At 73.9% G+C, this 17,084-nt stretch carries 14 protein-coding genes and 1 pseudogene; 12 read left to right on the top strand and 3 right to left on the bottom strand.

What is annotated here, in order from left to right; translation table 11 throughout:
• Window positions 1–640: 640 nt before the first annotated feature.
• From gcl to ACFY4B_RS24805, 4 genes are all read left to right on the top strand, one after another.
• A complete protein-coding gene (gene gcl, locus ACFY4B_RS24820; RefSeq protein ID WP_387971039.1) occupies window positions 641–2,422 on the top strand; it encodes a glyoxylate carboligase in 1,782 nt (593 codons plus the stop codon).
• Between the two features lie 218 nt (window positions 2,423–2,640).
• On the top strand, window positions 2,641–3,129 hold the full coding sequence (locus ACFY4B_RS24815; RefSeq protein ID WP_387971036.1) for a glutathione peroxidase: 489 nt from the start codon (window positions 2,641–2,643) through the stop codon (window positions 3,127–3,129).
• A gap of 146 nt (window positions 3,130–3,275) precedes the next feature.
• Window positions 3,276–4,481, top strand: a complete 1,206-nt coding sequence (locus ACFY4B_RS24810; protein ID WP_387971033.1) for a hypothetical protein — start codon at window positions 3,276–3,278, stop codon at window positions 4,479–4,481.
• A gap of 163 nt (window positions 4,482–4,644) precedes the next feature.
• Window positions 4,645–5,913 carry a metallophosphoesterase gene (locus ACFY4B_RS24805; RefSeq protein WP_387971360.1) on the top strand — a complete coding sequence of 423 codons (1,269 nt, stop codon included), beginning with the start codon at window positions 4,645–4,647 and terminating at the stop codon, window positions 5,911–5,913.
• Window positions 5,914–5,941: 28 nt separating this feature from the next.
• Here ACFY4B_RS24805 and ACFY4B_RS24800 read toward each other — a convergent pair whose 3' ends face one another.
• Window positions 5,942–6,865 carry a LysR family transcriptional regulator gene (locus ACFY4B_RS24800; protein WP_375875018.1) on the bottom strand — a complete coding sequence of 308 codons (924 nt, stop codon included), beginning with the start codon at window positions 6,863–6,865 and terminating at the stop codon, window positions 5,942–5,944.
• Between the two features lie 96 nt (window positions 6,866–6,961).
• Between ACFY4B_RS24800 and ACFY4B_RS24795 the strand changes: the two genes are divergently transcribed.
• From ACFY4B_RS24795 to ACFY4B_RS24770, 6 genes are all read left to right on the top strand, one after another.
• A complete protein-coding gene (locus ACFY4B_RS24795) occupies window positions 6,962–7,666 on the top strand; it encodes a succinate dehydrogenase cytochrome b subunit (protein WP_049652714.1) in 705 nt (234 codons plus the stop codon).
• 38 nt (window positions 7,667–7,704) lie between these two features.
• Window positions 7,705–9,648 (top strand): fumarate reductase/succinate dehydrogenase flavoprotein subunit, encoded by a 1,944-nt coding sequence (locus tag ACFY4B_RS24790; protein WP_380742607.1) that lies wholly within the window; start codon window positions 7,705–7,707, stop codon window positions 9,646–9,648.
• Window positions 9,645–10,382 carry a succinate dehydrogenase/fumarate reductase iron-sulfur subunit gene (locus ACFY4B_RS24785; protein WP_049652719.1) on the top strand — a complete coding sequence of 246 codons (738 nt, stop codon included), beginning with the start codon at window positions 9,645–9,647 and terminating at the stop codon, window positions 10,380–10,382. Before ACFY4B_RS24790 ends, ACFY4B_RS24785 begins: the two co-directional genes overlap by 4 nt.
• 338 nt (window positions 10,383–10,720) lie before the next feature.
• Complete coding sequence (locus tag ACFY4B_RS24780) at window positions 10,721–11,026, top strand: hypothetical protein (RefSeq protein WP_074003642.1); 306 nt, start codon at window positions 10,721–10,723, stop codon at window positions 11,024–11,026.
• A gap of 144 nt (window positions 11,027–11,170) precedes the next feature.
• The gene (locus ACFY4B_RS24775) at window positions 11,171–11,878 is read left to right on the top strand and encodes a DUF6232 family protein (RefSeq protein ID WP_387971028.1); all 708 of its coding nucleotides are present in this window, start codon (window positions 11,171–11,173) and stop codon (window positions 11,876–11,878) included.
• On the top strand, window positions 11,875–12,243 hold the full coding sequence (locus tag ACFY4B_RS24770; RefSeq protein WP_387971026.1) for a hypothetical protein: 369 nt from the start codon (window positions 11,875–11,877) through the stop codon (window positions 12,241–12,243). Before ACFY4B_RS24775 ends, ACFY4B_RS24770 begins: the two co-directional genes overlap by 4 nt.
• Window positions 12,244–12,280: 37 nt before the next feature.
• Here the strand turns inward: ACFY4B_RS24770 and ACFY4B_RS24765 are convergent, their stop codons facing one another.
• Complete coding sequence (locus ACFY4B_RS24765) at window positions 12,281–13,225, bottom strand: alpha/beta fold hydrolase (protein WP_387971023.1); 945 nt, start codon at window positions 13,223–13,225, stop codon at window positions 12,281–12,283.
• Between the two features lie 105 nt (window positions 13,226–13,330).
• Window positions 13,331–14,284: a DUF2797 domain-containing protein gene (locus ACFY4B_RS24760; protein WP_387971020.1), complete on the bottom strand. Its 954-nt coding sequence runs from the start codon at window positions 14,282–14,284 to the stop codon at window positions 13,331–13,333.
• Window positions 14,285–14,591: 307 nt separating this feature from the next.
• Between ACFY4B_RS24760 and ACFY4B_RS24755 the strand changes: the two genes are divergently transcribed.
• Together ACFY4B_RS24755 and ACFY4B_RS24750 are read left to right on the top strand one after the other, a co-directional pair.
• Window positions 14,592–16,721 (top strand): restriction endonuclease, encoded by a 2,130-nt coding sequence (locus tag ACFY4B_RS24755; protein ID WP_387971017.1) that lies wholly within the window; start codon window positions 14,592–14,594, stop codon window positions 16,719–16,721.
• A 213-nt stretch (window positions 16,722–16,934) separates the two neighbouring features.
• A pseudogene (locus ACFY4B_RS24750) lies at window positions 16,935–17,084 on the top strand (ABC transporter ATP-binding protein); the annotation flags it as partial.

Here is a 17,084-nt window from a genome sequence, read left to right as displayed (position 1 = left end):
GGGCAGGGGTGCAGCAGCGCATGGGGACGTTCCTTCCGCGCGTCCGCCGCAGCGGGCGCGCCGTTGCAAGGGCGGGGAGCAGGAGGAGGAGCGGGGAACGGGAGGGCAGGGGAAACAGCGGCGACAGCGGTACGGCCGCGGGTCCGGGCGGACCAGAGCGCGGCGGCGGGTGTCGGGTCGGTGCGGCCGGGGGGTGCGTCCCTCGCTCGGGTGCGGCGGACCGGGCGCGCTGGTCCTGGACGGGGCCACCGGCGGAGTTCCCCCGCTCCGCGGTGCTCCCGAACCCCCCTGCCGCCGGCCTCAGTTGGACGTCACGGGCCCGGCGTGGCACCGACGGTACCCAGCCCGGCGGGGCGGGCCCACAGCAGGCACCGTCCCTTCACCGCCACTGCACACCGGCCGCTCTTCCCGGCGCGGAGCGTCCGCTTCCCCGGGTACACCAGCGCGATCGCCGTCCTGGCGTGCGAATCCCCGCCGCCCGACGGTCCGCCCACCGCCTTCCACATTCTGTTGAAGTCCCCTTGACGCCCCGATGAGCCCCGCCCTACCGTGTTTCCACATACAGAAACCGTTCTTCCGTATGGTGGAATTCAGGAGATGAGCCCTCCGAGCCACTGCGGGCCGACGCAGGAGAGATCCGATGCCTCGTATGACAGCCGCCCGCGCGGCCGTGGAGATCCTCAAGCTCGAAGGCGTTGAGGTCGCGTTCGGCGTGCCGGGCGCGGCCATCAACCCGTTCTACGCCGCGCTCAAGGCCGCCGGCGGGATCGGGCACACGCTGGCCCGGCACGTCGAGGGCGCCTCCCACATGGCCGAGGGCTACACCCGCGCCAGGGCCGGCAACATCGGGGTCTGCGTCGGCACCTCGGGGCCGGCCGGCACCGACATGATCACCGGCCTGTACTCGGCGATCGCCGACTCCGTCCCGATCCTCTGCATCACCGGCCAGGCGCCCGTCGCCCGGCTGCACAAGGAGGACTTCCAGGCCGTCGACATCGCCTCGATCGCGGGGCCCGTCACCAAGGCCGCCACCACCGTGCTGGAGGCCGCGCAGGTCCCCGGCGTGTTCCAGCAGGCCTTCCACCTGATGCGCTCCGGGCGCCCCGGCCCGGTCCTGATCGACCTGCCGATCGACGTCCAGCTGACCGAGATCGACTTCGACCCGGAGGCCTACCAGCCGCTGCCGGTCTACAAGCCGGCCGCCAACCGCGTCCAGATCGAGAAGGCGGTCGCGCTGCTCCAGCGGTCCGAGCGCCCGCTGATCGTCGCGGGCGGCGGCGTCCTCAACGCCGACGCCGCCGAGCTGCTGCGGGAGTTCGCCGAACTCACCGGCGTCCCGGTGGTCCCCACCCTGATGGGCTGGGGCGTCATCCCGGACGACCACGCGCTCAACGCCGGCCTGGTCGGCCTCCAGACCTCGCACCGCTACGGCAACGAGACCTTCCTCGCCTCCGACTTCGTCCTCGGCATCGGCAACCGCTGGGCCAACCGCCACACCGGCGGCCTGGACGTCTACACCGCGGGCCGCACCTTCGTCCACGTCGACGTCGAGCCCACCCAGCTCGGCCGGATCTTCGCCCCGGACCTCGGCATCGCCTCCGACGCCGGGGCCGCGCTGGAGCTGTTCGTCGAGGTGGCGCGCGAACTGCGGGACGCCGGCGCGCTCAAGGACCGCACCGCCTGGGCCGCCGCCGCCCAGGAGCGCAGGGCCCGGCTCCAGCGCCGCACCCACTTCGACGACGTGCCGCTCAAGCCGCAGCGCGTGTACGAGGAGATGAACCGGGCGTTCGGCCCGGAGACCCGCTACGTCACCACCATCGGCCTCTCCCAGATCGCCGGCGCGCAGCTGCTGCACGTCTACCGGCCGCGGCACTGGATCAACTGCGGCCAGGCGGGCCCGCTCGGCTGGACCATCCCGGCCGCGCTGGGCGTCGCCACCGCCGACCCGGGAGGGCAGGTGGTCGCGCTCTCCGGCGACTACGACTTCCAGTTCATGATCGAGGAGCTGGCGGTCGGCGCCCAGCACCGCATCCCGTACGTCCACGTGCTGGTGAACAACTCCTACCTGGGCCTGATCCGCCAGGCGCAGCGCGCCTTCGACATCGACTACCAGGTCAACCTGGAGTTCGAGAACGTCAACGCGCCGGAGCTGGGCGTCTACGGCGTGGACCACGTCAAGGTCGTCGAGGGCCTGGGCTGCAAGGCGATCCGGGTCACCGAGCCGGAGGGCCTGCTGCCCGCCTTCGAGGAGGCCAAGAAGCTGGCCGCCGAGTTCCGCGTCCCGGTCGTGGTCGAGGCGATCCTGGAGCGGGTCACCAACATCTCGATGGCCGCCGCCGACATCGACAAGGTCAACGAGTTCGAGGAGTTGGCCACCCTCCCCGAGCACGCGCCGACGGCGATCCGGCCGCTGGTGCCGTAACGCGGCGCACGCACCGGCCGCGCACGCCGGTCGCACGCACCGGCCGTCCGCGCCGGTCGTCCGCGCCGGGTGGGTGGGGGCGGACGAGCCGCTCCGCACGCCCCCACCCGCCCCCGCGCCCGGAACATCGGCACGCCGACCGCAGTTGACCAGGTGACGGCCGCTACCGTGGCCCACGAAGAGGCCCGGCCCGACGACTTCCCGAAAGGACCACCCCCGTGAGCCTGTACGACATCCCGCTGCGCACCCTCGACGGCGCGGCCACCTCGCTGGCCGACCACAAGGGCAAGGCGCTGCTGATCGTCAACGTCGCGTCCAAGTGCGGTCTGACCCCGCAGTACGAGGGCCTGGAGCGGCTCCAGCAGCGGTACGCCGGGCGCGGGTTCACCGTGCTTGGCTTCCCCTGCAACCAGTTCGCCGGACAGGAGCCCGGCAGCGCCGAGGAGATCCGCACCTTCTGCTCCACCACCTACGGCGTGACCTTCCCGCTGTTCGAGAAGATCGACGTCAACGGCGAGGACCGCCACCCGCTGTACGCCAAGCTCACCGAGGTCGCCGACGCCGAGGGCCAGGCCGGGGACATCGCCTGGAACTTCGAGAAGTTCCTGCTCTCCCTGGACGGCACCGTCGTCGCGCGCCTGCGCCCGCCCGTCGAGCCGGAGTCGCCGGAGCTGGTCGCCGCGCTCGAGGCCGTCCTGCCGGCCTGACCACACGCACCGCGGAGGCCCGGGGCCGCGGCCCCGGGCCTCCGTCGTGCGCGCACGCAAGGCCTTCCTCGGGTGTTGCGGACATGCCCAAGCGCCCCTACCGTGTGTGCCCCCGTTGATCCATCGCCCACGGAGGGCCCACCCTGATGATCCGTCACGTCAGAACAGCGGCAAGGGCGCTGCTCGCGGCCGGCCTGCTCGTCACCGGCACACCGGCCGGTGCCTCGCCGGCGGCGGCCGCCGCGGCGCCGACGGCCCTGACCGCGTCCGACTACACCCTCATCTCGGACTACCACCAGTACGACACCCTCGACTCGGCGCTCGCCACGACGCTCGGGACCTCCGCCGTGCACACGGTGATGGAGCACGCGAACCACGACCGGCAGGCGCTCCCCGCGTCCTTCTCCGTGGCCGGCCTGACCACCGGCTTCCGGTTCGACGACGGCGACAACTCCGACTGCCAGAGCTTCCCCCAGGGCATCACCACGAGCCGGGACGCCGTGGGGACCGCGAACAGCGGCAACTACGACGGCCACCAGCTCGTGCTGGTGAGCTGGTACACCAAGGACGGCTGCGGCGGCGCCCAGCAGCGCAGCCGGATCACCCTGGTCGACTGGGACGCCACCTACCCCGACACCTACCGCAAGATCCTCCTGGTGGAGCCGACCGGCACCGCGGCCGCGCCGGACTTCAAGGACGTCCCGATCCACGCCGGCGGCGTCTCCTGGTACGGCGACCACCTCTACGTCGCCGACACCGGCCGCGGCATGCGCGTCTTCGACCTGCGCAAGATCCTCAACACCGACACCGGCGGCACCGCCGACCAGATCGGCCGCCAGCCCGGAGGCGCCTACTACGCCCACAACTACGCCTACGTGCTGCCCCAGATCGGCACGGTCACCGCGCAGACCGCCTCCGGAGCCAAGCTGGTGTGGTCGTCGGTCTCCCTCGACCGGGTCAGCAGGTCGATCGTGATGACGGAGTACACCTGCCAGGCGGACTGCGTCGACTACCCGAACCGCCCGCCGAGGGCCGTCCGCTTCCCGTTCGCCGCCGGGGCGACGACCTTCGCCGCGACGACGACCGCAAGCCAGGCCCTCCAACTGCCCTGGTACAACCTCAACGGCGTGGCCTCCCACAACGGCCGGTGGTGGTTCAACTCCTCGGGGCAGAAGAAGCTCTACTACTGGACCCCGACCGCGGGCCCCTCGACCTTCGCCTGGGTGGGCGGCGGCGAGAGCCTCTCGTACTGGGAGGACGCCACCGGCCCCGACCTGCTGTGGTCGCTGCAGGAGACCACGGGCGGGCGCAACGTCTTCGCGGTCACCCAGTCCACCTACGGCGGCGGCTGAGCCCCTGGCTCGGGGCCGGCGGGGACGACTCGCCGGGGCCCCGTGGCGCACGGCCCGGTCGGCGGCGGCACCCGGGCGGGACCGTCGGCGACGGTCTGCCGGATGATGGGGGCAGGGGCACGGCAGCGGATGTGAGGGCGACACGGTGACAGCAGGCGAATCCATGGGGCTGGAGTCGGGACACCGGTCGGCGGACCGCGAGGGCCCGGAGACCGTCGCGGCCGCCGCCCGGCCCGAGGCGGGCACGGAGCCCCCGGGCGGGGGCGCGGGGCGCCGGCGTTCCCTGGTCCGGCGGCTGGCGGTCCTGGTGCTCGTCCTCGTCCTCCTCTGCCTCCCGCCCTGGTGGACCCTGTTCGCCTCCGGCGCCGACTGGCCGTTCCCGGTCCTCCTGGCCGGCACGGTCGTCCTCGCGGCCTGGATGGTCTCCTTCCCCTTCCTGATGGTCGCGGGCCACGGGCGGCGGCGCAGCGACCGGGCCGCCCGCGTCGCGGACACCAGCCTCGGGGTGGTCTGGGTGCTGTTCACCTGGTCGGTGCTGGGCGGCTCGGTGGACCTGCTGCTGGCCGGGCTCGACGTCGGCGGCCCCGACCGGGCCAGGGCCGTGGCCGTGGCCGTCGCCGTGGTCTCGGCCGGGCTGCTGGGCTGGGGGCACCACGAGGCGATGCGCGTGCCCCGGGTGAAGCGGGTGGACGTGCACCTCCCGCGGCTCGGCGCCGGCCTGGACGGGACCAGGGTCGTGGTGCTGGCCGACACCCACTACGGGCCGATCGACCGGGCGGACTGGTCGGCGCGGGTCGCCGAGGCGGTCAACGCGCTCGACGCGGACGTCCTGGTCCACGCCGGCGACATCGCCGACGGCACCCCGGCCCAGCGCCGGGAGCAGTCCGCGCCGCTCGGGACGGTCCGGTCCCGGCTGGCCAAGGTCTACGTCACGGGGAACCACGAGTACGGCAGCGAGGCCCAGGGCTGGCTGGACCGGATGGCGGACCTGGGCTGGGAGCCGCTGCACAACCGCCACCTCGTGGTGGAGCGCGGCGGGGACGCCCTCGTGCTCGCCGGGGTGGACGACGTGACCGCGGAGTCCTCCGGCCTGGCCGGACACCGCGCGAACCTGGTCGGCGCGCTGGCGGGGGCGGACCCGGCCCTGCCGGTCCTGCTCGTCGCCCACCAGCCCAAGTACGTCCCGCAGGCCGCTGCCGCCGGCATCGACCTGCAGGTCTCCGGGCACACCCACGGCGGCCAGATCTGGCCGTTCAACTTCCTCGTCCGGATCGACCAGCCGGTGGTGCACGGCCTGAGCCGGCACGGGGAGCGGACCCAGCTCTACACCAGCCGCGGCACCGGCTTCTGGGGCCCGCCGTTCCGGGTCTTCGCCCCGAGCGAGATCACCCTGCTCACGCTGCGCGCGGGCGGTCCGTCGCCCACCGCGTGACCGACCGCTGAAAGGCTCGAACCGGGGCTCACGGCAGCAACAGCCGCGTTCCCGGCGGTAGTTCGCCGTCCCGGGCGGCGTCGCGCAGGTGCGCCAGCAGGGTGTCCCGCAGCGCCTCCGCCGCGCGGGTGAGCGGCACCTCGTGGCCGTGGGCGACGGCGATGGTGCGGCCCAGTCCGGGCCCGGCGAAGGCCGTCACCGCGAGGCCGGAGCGGGCGGCCACCATGCCGGGGACGACGGCGGGCCCGATCCCGGCCCGGACGAAGCCCAGCACCGCGTCCATCTCGCCGCCCTCCACCGCGAACTCCGGCTCGAACCCGGCCGCCCGGCAGGCCGCCAGGGTCGCCTCGCGGACGTCGTAGCCCTCCCGGAACATCACCAGCGGCCGGCCCTTCAGCTCCGTCACCCGGACCTTGCGCCGGGCCGGCCGCCCGGCCGCGACCAGCACCAGCTCCTCGTGCAGCAGTTCGGTGACCGCCAGCGCGGGCTCCTGCTCGCCGCTCGGCCGGGTGATGGTCAGCGCGAGGTCCAGCTCCCCCGCCGCCAGCCAGCCGACCAGGTCGCGCGAGCCGCCCTCGCGGACCACCAGCGCCACCCCTGGGTAGCGGTCCCGGAAGACCCGCAGCACGTCCGGCACCAGACTGGTGCACAGGCTCGGCGGTGCGCCCAGCCGGACCCGGCCGCGGCGCAGCTGCACCGTCTCCTGCACGGCCAGCCGGGCGCTCTCGGTGTCCGCGAGGATGCGCCGGGCCAGCGGCAGCAGGGCGTCCCCGGCGTCCGTGAGCGCGATGTTGCCCCGGGTGCGGTGGAACAGTTCCGCGCCCAACTCCCGTTCCAGGGCCCGGATCTGTTGCGAGAGTGACGGCTGCGCGACGTGTGCCGCCTCGGCGGCCCGGGTGAAGTGCCGGGTCTCGGCGACGGCCAGGAAGTAGCGGAGTTGCTGGAGCTGCACAGGGCCAGGATAGGCCGCATCGATAGCCCATGCCTATCGTCATGAGCCGCATCATGTCTTGGACGTACCCTCGCCGCCGTCCCTACCGTTGCTGCCATGACAACCGCGACTCGGACGGCCCGGCATCCGTCCACCCTGGCGACCCTGTGGCGGTCGACCGTCGGCAAGAAGGCGGTCATGGCCGTCACCGGACTGGCCATGCTGCTGTACCTGGTCGCGCACATGCTGGGCAACCTCAAGGTGTTCTTCGGCCCGGACGACATCAACGGCTACGCGGCCTGGCTGCGCACCATCGGACAGCCCTTCCTGGGCCACGAGTGGTTCCTGTGGATCGCCCGGGCGGGCCTGCTGGCCGCCGTGGTGCTGCACGGCGTCTCCGCGTACCAGCTCAGCCGCCGCGACCTCGCGGCCCGCCCGAGCCGGTACGTGCACAAGCGCCGCCGCGCCAGCTACGCGACGCGGACCATGCGCTGGGGCGGGGTGATCCTGGCGCTGTTCATCGTCTGGCACATCCTCGACCTCACCACGCTGACCGTGAACCCGGGCACCGATCACGGCCAGACGTACCAGAACATCGTGGCCTCCTTCGGCCGCTGGTACGTCGACGTGTTCTACGTCGTCGCGATGCTGGCCGTCGGCCTGCACATCCGGCACGGGTTCTGGAGCGCCGCGCAGACCCTCGGCGCCAACAACGCCCGCCGCGACCGGGCGCTCAAGCTGGTCGCGAACGGCCTGGCGCTGGTGCTGACCGCCGGCTTCCTGTCCGTCCCCGTGGCCGTGATGACCGGAGTCGTGAAGTGAGCAGTGGTGGCCCGAGGCGTGAAGTGAGCAGTGGTGACATGAGCTACCTGGAGTACACCCTCGGCGAGCCGGTCGCCGACGCCAAGGCCCCCGCCGGGCCGATCGAACAGCGCTGGGACCAGCGGCGGTTCGACGCCAAGCTGGTCAACCCGGCCAACCGGCGCAAGCACACCGTGATCGTGGTCGGCACCGGCCTGGCCGGCGGCGCGGCCGGCGCCACCCTGGCCGAACAGGGCTACCACGTGGTCCAGTTCTGCTTCCAGGACTCCCCCCGGCGCGCCCACTCGATCGCCGCCCAGGGCGGCATCAACGCGGCCAAGAACTACCGCAACGACGGCGACTCGGTCCGCCGGCTGTTCTACGACACCGTCAAGGGCGGCGACTTCCGGGCCCGCGAGTCCAACGTGCACCGGCTGGCCCAGGTGTCGGTGGAGATCATCGACCAGTGCGTGGCCCAGGGCGTGCCCTTCGCCCGCGAGTACGGCGGCCTGCTGGACACCCGGTCGTTCGGCGGCGTCCAGGTCTCCCGGACCTTCTACGCCCGCGGCCAGACCGGCCAGCAGCTGCTGCTCGGCGCCTACCAGGCGCTCTCCCGGCAGGTCGCCGCCGGGAACGTGGAGCTGCACCCGCGCACCGAGATGCTCGACCTGCTGGTGGTCGACGGCCGGGCCCGCGGCATCGTCGCCCGCGACCTCGTCACCGGCGAGATCCGCTCCTACACCGCGGACGCCGTGGTGCTCGCCAGCGGCGGCTACGGCAACGTCTTCTACCTCTCCACCAACGCCAAGAACTCCAACGCCACCGCGATCTGGCGGGCGCACCGGCGCGGCGCGTACTTCGCCAACCCGTGCTTCACCCAGATCCACCCGACCTGCATCCCGCGCTCGGGCGACCACCAGTCCAAGCTCACCCTGATGAGCGAGTCGCTGCGCAACGACGGCCGGATCTGGGTGCCCAAGGCGAAGGGCGACAACCGGCCGCCCGGGCAGATCCCGGAGGAGGAGCGGGACTACTACCTGGAGCGGATCTACCCCTCCTTCGGCAACCTGGTGCCGCGCGACATCGCCTCCCGGGCCGCCAAGAACGTCTGCGACGAGGGCCGCGGCATCGGCCCCGGCGGCCAGGGCGTCTACCTGGACTTCGCCGACGCGATCCGCCGGCTGGGCCGGGACGCCGTCGAGGCCAAGTACGGCAACCTCTTCGAGATGTACGAGCGGATCACCGCCGAGGACCCGTACCGGGTGCCGATGCGGATCTACCCGGCGATCCACTACACGATGGGCGGGCTCTGGGTCGACTACGACCTGCAGACCACCGTCCCGGGCCTGTTCGCGATCGGGGAGGCCAACTTCTCCGACCACGGCGCCAACCGACTCGGCGCCAGCGCCCTGATGCAGGGCCTGGCCGACGGCTACTTCGTGCTGCCGCCCACCATCAACGACTACCTGGCCCGCCACCCGCTGCCGGCCGTGCCCGCCGACCACCCGGTGCTCGCCGAGGTGGAGGCCGAGGTCGAGGACCGGCTCAACCTGATCCTCGCGGTGGACGGCGACCGCACCCCGGACTCCTTCCACCGCGAACTCGGCGAACTGCTCTGGGACGAGTGCGGGATGGCCCGCGACGAGGCCGGGCTGCGCCGGGCGCTGGAGCGGATCCCGCTGCTGCGCGAGGAGTTCTGGCGCCGGATCAAGGTGCCGGGCACCGGGCAGGAGCTCAACCAGTCGCTGGAGAAGGCCAACCGGCTGGTCGACTACTTCGAACTGGCCGAGCTGATGTGCCTGGACGCGCTGCACCGCGCCGAGTCCTGCGGCGGCCACTTCCGCACCGAGAGCCAGACCCCCGACGGCGAGGCCGCCCGCCGCGACGAGGACTACTCCTACGCCGCCGCCTGGGAGTTCACCGGCACCGGCGCGGCACCCGTCCTCCACCGCGAGGAACTCGACTTCGAGTACGTCCACCCCACCCAGCGGAGCTACGCATGAACCTCACCCTGCGCATCTGGCGCCAGGCGGGCCCGGACGCACCCGGCTCGATGACCACCTACCGGGTCGGCGGGATCAGCCCGGACATGTCCTTCCTGGAGATGCTGGACACCCTCAACGAGGAGCTGATCACCCGCGGCGACCAGCCCGTCGCCTTCGACCACGACTGCCGCGAGGGCATCTGCGGCGCCTGCGGCATGGTCATCAACGGCCAGGCGCACGGCCCCGAGCGCACCACCACCTGCCAGCTGCACATGCGGCACTTCCAGGACGGCGACACCATCGACGTCGAGCCCTGGCGGGCGGCGGCGTTCCCGGTGGTCAAGGACCTGGTGGTGGACCGCTCGGCCTTCGACCGGATCATCGGCTCCGGCGGCTACATCACCGCCCCCACCGGCAGCGCCCCCGAGGCGCACGCCACGCCCGTCCCCAAGGAGACCGCCGACACCGCCTTCGAGCACGCCGAGTGCATCGGCTGCGGCGCCTGCGTGGCGGCCTGCCCGAACGGCTCGGCGATGCTCTTCACCTCCGCCAAGGTGGTGCACCTCAACGTGCTGCCGCAGGGCGCGCCGGAACGGGCCGCCCGGGTACGGGACATGGTCTCGGCCATGGACGCCGAGGGCTTCGGCGGCTGCACCAACACCGGTGAGTGCGCCACCGCCTGTCCCAAGGGCATCCCGCTGCCCAGCATCGCGGCGATGAACCGGGAGTTCCTGCGGGCCGCCCGCGGCTGACGACTCCCCCACGACGGTCGGCCCCTCGCTCTGGTGCTCAGGCGAGGGGCCGACGCCGTTCTGGAACAGGGCGTGCGGCGACGGTTCGCGCTACCCGTACGGGTGGTGGATCGCCCGGGGCCGTGCTTCCTGACGGGGAATCGCGCTACGGTGGTGTCCGCTACGGAAGGACGGCATATGCCCGAGGTTCAGTCCTGTTCCGGTTGCGGCGGGTCCGGGGGGACCCAGAAGACCGAGGCCACGGTCGAACTGGACGAGGAAGGAAGCATGGTGCCCAGTGTCCACACCTTCTGGTCGCCCTGCGGCCGGTGCCACGGATCCGGAACGGTGATCGTCGGATGAGGTTCGTCTTCGAATGCGTCGAGTGCGGTGGGCACTACCTGCCGCCCGAGGAGATGGTGTACCCGGACGGGCCGGCCTCGCCGGTCTGGTGCACCGCCTGCCAGAGCGCCAAGCGCGCGGCCGGCGTCCGGGAGGACCCGCTGCTCGCCCGGGTCGCGCTGGCCGCCGCCCGGGCCGCACTGGCCCGGCGGGCCGCGGAGGCGGCCGAGCAGCCCGCCCGCCCCGACGTCCGCCCGTCCCGCCCGCCGCGGTCCCGCCGGGCCCGCTCCGGCCCCGGCGTGCTGCGCGGCAAGCTGGGCTGACGGCCCGCGGGACGACGGGTCGGCGGGGCCAGGGCCGGGGCATACGAACCGACGGTTCGTCAGTTATCCGCCACGACAATGAACTTGTGCGGACCCGGAGCCTGCTGGCACATTGTCCTCCCTCGCACGACAGCCTTGGGGGACATGGCCATGCAGCCGACCGATCCTTCCGATTCGACCCGGGCCGGACAGACCGGCTCCTTCCCGTTCGTTCCGCCGCCTCCGCCCGGCGGGCCGCCGACACCGGCCCCGTTCGGGCCGCCGCCGCCCACCACCCCGCCGCCGGCCTTCACGAGCGGTCCCGCCGGCACCCCGACCACCACCCGCGTCGCGGTCACCAACCGCATCCTCTGGATCGGGCAGGCCGCGTACCCGCTCGCCAACGTGGCCCGGGTCGGCACCTCCCTGATCGTGCCCGGCCGGCGCCGCGCGCTCCTGCGGCTGCTCGCCTTCGGCCTGGTCGTCTTCCTGCCGGTGCTCGTGATCTCGCAGGCCACCAGCGGATCGTCGGGCTCGTTCAGCTCGTCCTCGGACTCCGGGTCCGGCACGCTGTTCCTCGTCGCGATGATCCTCGTGGCGCTCTACTTCCTGATCTTCACCTGGCCGGTGCTGCGCCGGCCCGACCTGTACGTGCTGGCCGTGGACACCGCCGGCCCGCCGACCGCGGTGCTGGCCTGGCTCACCGCGGAGCCGGCGTTCGAGCTGCAGGCCACCATCACCCGCGCGATCGAGAACCCGCAGGCCGAGTTCCAGCAGATCGTCCAGACCATCAGCGTGGACCTGCGGCAGTACCAGTTCGGCGACAGCGTCAACATCTACGGCGGCCAGGGGAACACGGGAGTCAGCAAGTGAACGACAACGAGCGTCCGGACGTCCAGTACGGCGACCGCGTCACCATCCACGGCGGCAGCGGCAACGTCGGCATCCAGCACAACAACGGGCCGGCCGGGGACCAGGCGCTGCCGCCGGAGGTCGCCGCGCTGTTCGCGCGGCTCGCCGCCGTGGTCACCGACCTGGCCCGGGACGGGCGGCTCCACGAGGCGGACCGGCAGAGCCTCGCCGAGGCCCTGCCGGTGCTGACCAGCCCCGCCGCCGAGGAGCCGAGGAGCCGGCGCAACACCCTGCTGCTGCTGGCCGGCCTGGCCCAGAGCGTCGGCGAGGCCGCCGCGCCCGCGCTGGGCCTGGCGAACCAGCTCCTGGCCCTGCTCAGCGGCTGACCGACCGGCCGGCGCCCACCCACTCGCGGGCGCCGGCCTACGCCGTACCCCTTGCTCCCGTCTCCGCCGCCGTCTCGGTGAGGAAGCGTTCCACCAGCTCGGCGACGGTCTCCGGGGCGTCCTCGGGGCTGTAGTGGCCGACGCCGGGCAGTTCGACGGCCCGGCCGCGCGGGAACGCCTCGGCGAACAGGGGCAGGAAGTGCCGGGCGGCGAGGGTGCGGTCGGCCGCGCCCCAGAGGGCGAGCGCGGGCAGGGCGGCGAGCGCCGCGCGGGCCTCGGCGCCCGGGGTCTCGAAGGTGTGCGCCCCGGTGGCGAAGCCCTTCGCCCAGCCGATCGCCCCGGCGGCCTCCGCGGGGGACGGGAAGGCCGCGCCGTAGGCGGCCAGCCAGGTGTCGGTGATCAGGGCGTTGTTCTCGAAGCCGTTGAGCTTCAGGGTGCTGAGGACGGTGTGGCGGAGTTCGCCGAGGACGGCGTCCAGGCTGCCGTCGGCGTGCGCCCGGGCGATCCAGCCGAACCACGGGGACTCGGCCGCGTTGGCGGCGAGCGCCGCGGCGAGGCCGGGCTGGCCGAACGGCGTGGGCCCGTTGACGCTCACCACCCGGGCGATCAGCTCCGGGCGGCGGGCGGCCAGGCCCATGCCGACCGGCCCGCCGAAGTCGTGCAGGACCAGGGTGATTTCGCGCAGGCCGAGGTCCAGGACGAGCGCCTCCAGGTTGTCGACGTGGTCCTGCAGCCAGTAGGTCCGGTCGGCCGGGGTGGCGCTCTTGCCGAAGCCCATGTGGTCGGGGACGACCACCCGGTGGGTCGGGGCCAGGCGGCGGACCAGGTCGCGGAAGAGGTAGCCCCAGGTGGGTTCGCCGTGCAGGCAGAGCACCACGGGGCCGGTGCCCTCGTCCACGTAGTGCTGGCGGAAGCCGGCGGCGGTGCTGAAGTGCGGCCGGTACGGGAAGGTGCCGTCGAAGGTCTCGTGGGCGGCGATCATGGTCGGGCTCGCTCCAAGGTGGTAGCAACTTAAAACCGCAAGGCCGAGGCTAGGCCTTGCGGTTTTATTACGCAACCACGCTGGTCGGAGCGGTCATTGGCGGTCTCAGAACAGCGCCTCCTGGGTGTCCGGCTCCGGCGGGCGCAGACGCTCCTGGAGGACCAGGCCCTCGGACCCGCGGCCGGTGACCGGGCTGAGCGTCCAGCCGGTGAGCAGCCGGCTGTCCAGCAGCAGCGGGCCGGAGCCGTCCGCCTGGTCCAGGAAGAGGTGCCGGCCCACCGGCGCGCGGAGCCGGCCCGCGAGCACCGCGCCGTCGGCCAGCCCGGCGATCTCCCGGTACGCCTCCGGGGCGCCGCCGGCCAGCCCGTAGCGCTCGACGTGGTCGACCACCGGCCGGTCGGCGAGCAGCTCCACGGCGTGGCCGTCCAGCAGCCGGTGCGCCCGGGCGCGGGCGTCGCCGAGCACCGTACGGCGGTACGGGACGTCGCCGTGCGACCACCACTGCTCGGTCTTGATCCGGGACTTGTACCGCTCGCGGGCCAGGCCCGAGGCGGCGACGGTGAGTTCGGCGCGCCGGACCGCCGGCAGAGCGCCGCGGGCGGTGAACGCGTAGGCCAGCGCGCCCTGTTCGAGCAGCCGGCTGTCGCCGCGCTGCTCGGCGGTCAGGCCGACCTTGAGCAGGCCCTCGCCGAACCAGGCGAGGTAGAGCAGGTAGGTGCGGCCGTCGTCGAGGATCTGGTCCCGGGCGAGGGCGAGGCCGCGGTCCACGCTCTGGCAGGCCGGGCACTGCGTCGCGCCGCCGCCCGGGTCGGTCACCGCGTGGTGCGGGCAGGGCGTGCGCTCCGTCGCCCCGGCCAGCCAGGCCCCCACGCAGCGGCGCGGGCCGCCCAGCAGCCAGCCGACCTCCACCCCCGGCGCCACGGCGCGCTCGTGCACCTGCGCGCCGCGCGCGGCCCCGAGCGCGGCGCGGCCGTCCCGCCAGCTCAGGCCGGTGGAGACCCAGCCGGCGGGGCGGGCCCGGTGCTCGGGGGTCTGCGGGGGCTGCGGGGGGATCGTCACGTTTCTCCTGGCCGTCGGTAGCCGACGAGACTACCCGGTGCCACCGACAGGCCGGGCGGCCCGGCGGGGCCACACCCCTGCCACCCCGCCCGCCGGCCCCCTCGACAGGGCGTCAGGTCCGTGGCGGCCGGCCCCTCCTCCCCGCCCGAAAGCCCCGCAGGTCACCGGCGCTTGGCCGGGCGGGGTGTTCACGTTCTATTGTGGCGGGCGCGGTCGGCGGCGCGGTCGGGAGGCGGCGCCGCGGCGGCCGCATCGGGCGCGAGGCGAATGGGGTGGGCGGACGGTGTCGGGGCGGCGGAGCAGCGGGGTGCTGGCGATCTGGGCGGAGGCGCAGCGACAGCAGCAGCGCCGGGAGGAGGCCCGGTGGCGCGCCGAGGCGGCGGAGCAGCGCCGCCGGGAGCGGGAGCAGCGGGAGGTGCAGAAGGCGGCGGCCCGCGGCGAGCGCGAGGCGCAGCGCGCCTACCAGCAGTCGCGGGAGGCGGAGGTGGCCCGGCGGACGGCCGAACTGGACGCCCGGGTCGAGGAGTTGCGGGGGCTGCTGGCCGCCGGGCTGGCCGCGCCGGCCTTCGGCCCGCAGGCCCTGCTGGCGCCGCGGGCGGTGCCGCCCTTCGATCCGGGGCCGCTGGGCGAGCCGGTGCCGATGCCGGACCAGTCCTCGGCCCGGTACTTCGTGCCGCCGCCGGACCCGGTGCAGGCCCGCAACCCGGGGGTGCGGCAGCAGTACGAGCAGTACCTGGCCCAGGCCCGGGCCCGGTTCGAGCAGGACTGGTACGCCGCGCAGGCCCGGGAGGTGGACCGGCAGCACCGGCTGGCCGCGTACCACCAGGAGTACCTGGCCGGGGTCGAGCAGTCCCGCCGGCAGCAGGAGGAGCTGGCCGCCCGGACCGAGGAGCTGCTGCGCCGGCTGCGGGCGGGCGAGCCGGAGGCGGTGCAGGAGTACTTCACGGCCGGTCTGTACGCCTCGGCGGCCTGGCCGGAGGGCTTCCCGCACCGGCTGGCGGCGGCGTTCGACGCCGGGAGCCGGCAGCTGGTGGTGGACTGGGAGCTGCCCGGGCCGGACGTGGTGCCGGCCGCCGGCCGGGTGCGGTACGTGAAGTCGGACGACCGCGAGGCCGAGGTGGCCCGCCCGGCGACGGAGCGCAAGGCGCTGTACCGGGAGGTGCTGGCGCAGTCGGCGCTGCGGGTGGCGGTGGAGCTGTTCCGGGCGGACCGGGACGGGCTGCTGGACTCGGTGGTGCTGAACGGCTTCGTGCTCGGCATCGACCCGGCGACCGGCCGGGAGGCCGAGCGCTTCCTCTCCACCCTGACCGCCACCCGGGCGGGCTTCGCCGCGCTGGCGCTGGACCGGGTGGACCCGGTGGAGTGCTTCCAGGGCCTGGGCGGCCGGCTGTCGGCGCGCCCGGAGCGGCTGGACGAGGTGCGGCCGGACCGGCGGCCGGAGAGCGTCGGCGGGAGCCTGGCCGGGCACGGCGGCGAGGACGAGCCGGACCTGTTCGAGATGGACCCGCTGGACTTCGAGGAGCTGATCGCGGAGCTGTTCCGGCTGCGCGGCTTCCGGGTGATGACCACGGCCCGCAGCGGCGACGTCGGGGTGGACGTGGTGGCCGAGGACCTGGACCCGGTGACCGGCGGCACGATCGTGATCCAGGCGAAGCGCTACAAGAAGACCGTCCCGCCGACGGCGGTGCGCGACCTGGAGTCGACCGTCCGCCACCACGGTGCGATCAAGGGCATCCTGGTCACCACCGCGGGCTTCGGCCGCGGCTCGTACAGCTACATCGAGGGCAAGCCGCTGGCCCTGGTGAGCGGCCCGGAGCTGGTCGCCCTGCTCGCCGAGCAGGGCCTGCGCGGCCGGCTCGGCGGCGACGGCTCCTCCTCCGCCGCCGCCTCGGCCGCCGCGAACGACCGGTCCGAGGAGGCGCGCGAGACCGCCCTCACGGTGAGCTGGCAGAGCCGGACGGCCGGCGGGGACGCGGTGGAGCTGGACGTCACCGCCTTCCTGTGCGCCGGCGGCCGGGTGCTGAGCGACGAGCACTTCGTGTTCTTCAACAGCCCGCAGGACCCGGACGGCGCCGTGCGGCTGCACCCGACCCGCTCGGTGCCGGGCGAGCCGACCCGGGCGGCCCGGCTGGCCCTGGACCTGCACCGGCTGCCAGCCGCCGTCGAGGAGGTGGTGGTCGCCGTCTCCACCGAGGAGGAGGACCACCCGGCGCTGCCGCTCGGCTACGTGCACGGGCTGGCGCTCGCCGCCGCGTACGGGCCGGGCGCCGGCGGACCGGACGCCTGGGCGGGCCCGACCGGCGGGGTGCCGGACAGCGCGATGCTGCTCGGGGCGTTCCGCCGGGCCTCCGGCGGCTGGGAGTTCAGCCCGTCCGGGCGGGCGGTGACGAACGGCCTGGCCGGGCTGGCGGCGGCCTTCGGCGTGGCGGTCGAGTAGTCGGCCGGGCCCCGGCCCCTTCCGGAACCGTCCGGAGCCTGCCGGGGCCCTTGGTCCTCAGGGTCCGGCGTCATACCTGAGGAGGAGAAGGCCCCCCGCCGTCCCGCCGGGTCGGCGGGGGCCGACCCTCCGCGTGGCATACGAATCGCATTCGAACAGCTTGGGATGATGTTACGGAGTTAAACATTCCGTTAATCAGCCCGAGGAGTCCACGTGACGTTCCCCGCAACCGCCGTCCACACCGGCCGCGCGGCCGCCCGAGCCACCAGCCTGAACAAGGTCTACGGGGAGGGGGAGACCCGCGTCGTCGCCCTCGACAACGTCAGCGTCGTGTTCCCCCAGGGCGAGTTCACCGCCATCATG

The sequence above is a fragment of the Kitasatospora sp. NPDC001261 genome, assembly GCF_042896795.1.
Classification (GTDB): domain Bacteria; phylum Actinomycetota; class Actinomycetes; order Streptomycetales; family Streptomycetaceae; genus Kitasatospora.
The sequence above is the reverse complement of the archived record's forward strand: the minus strand, read 5'-3'. Positions and strand labels throughout refer to the sequence as shown.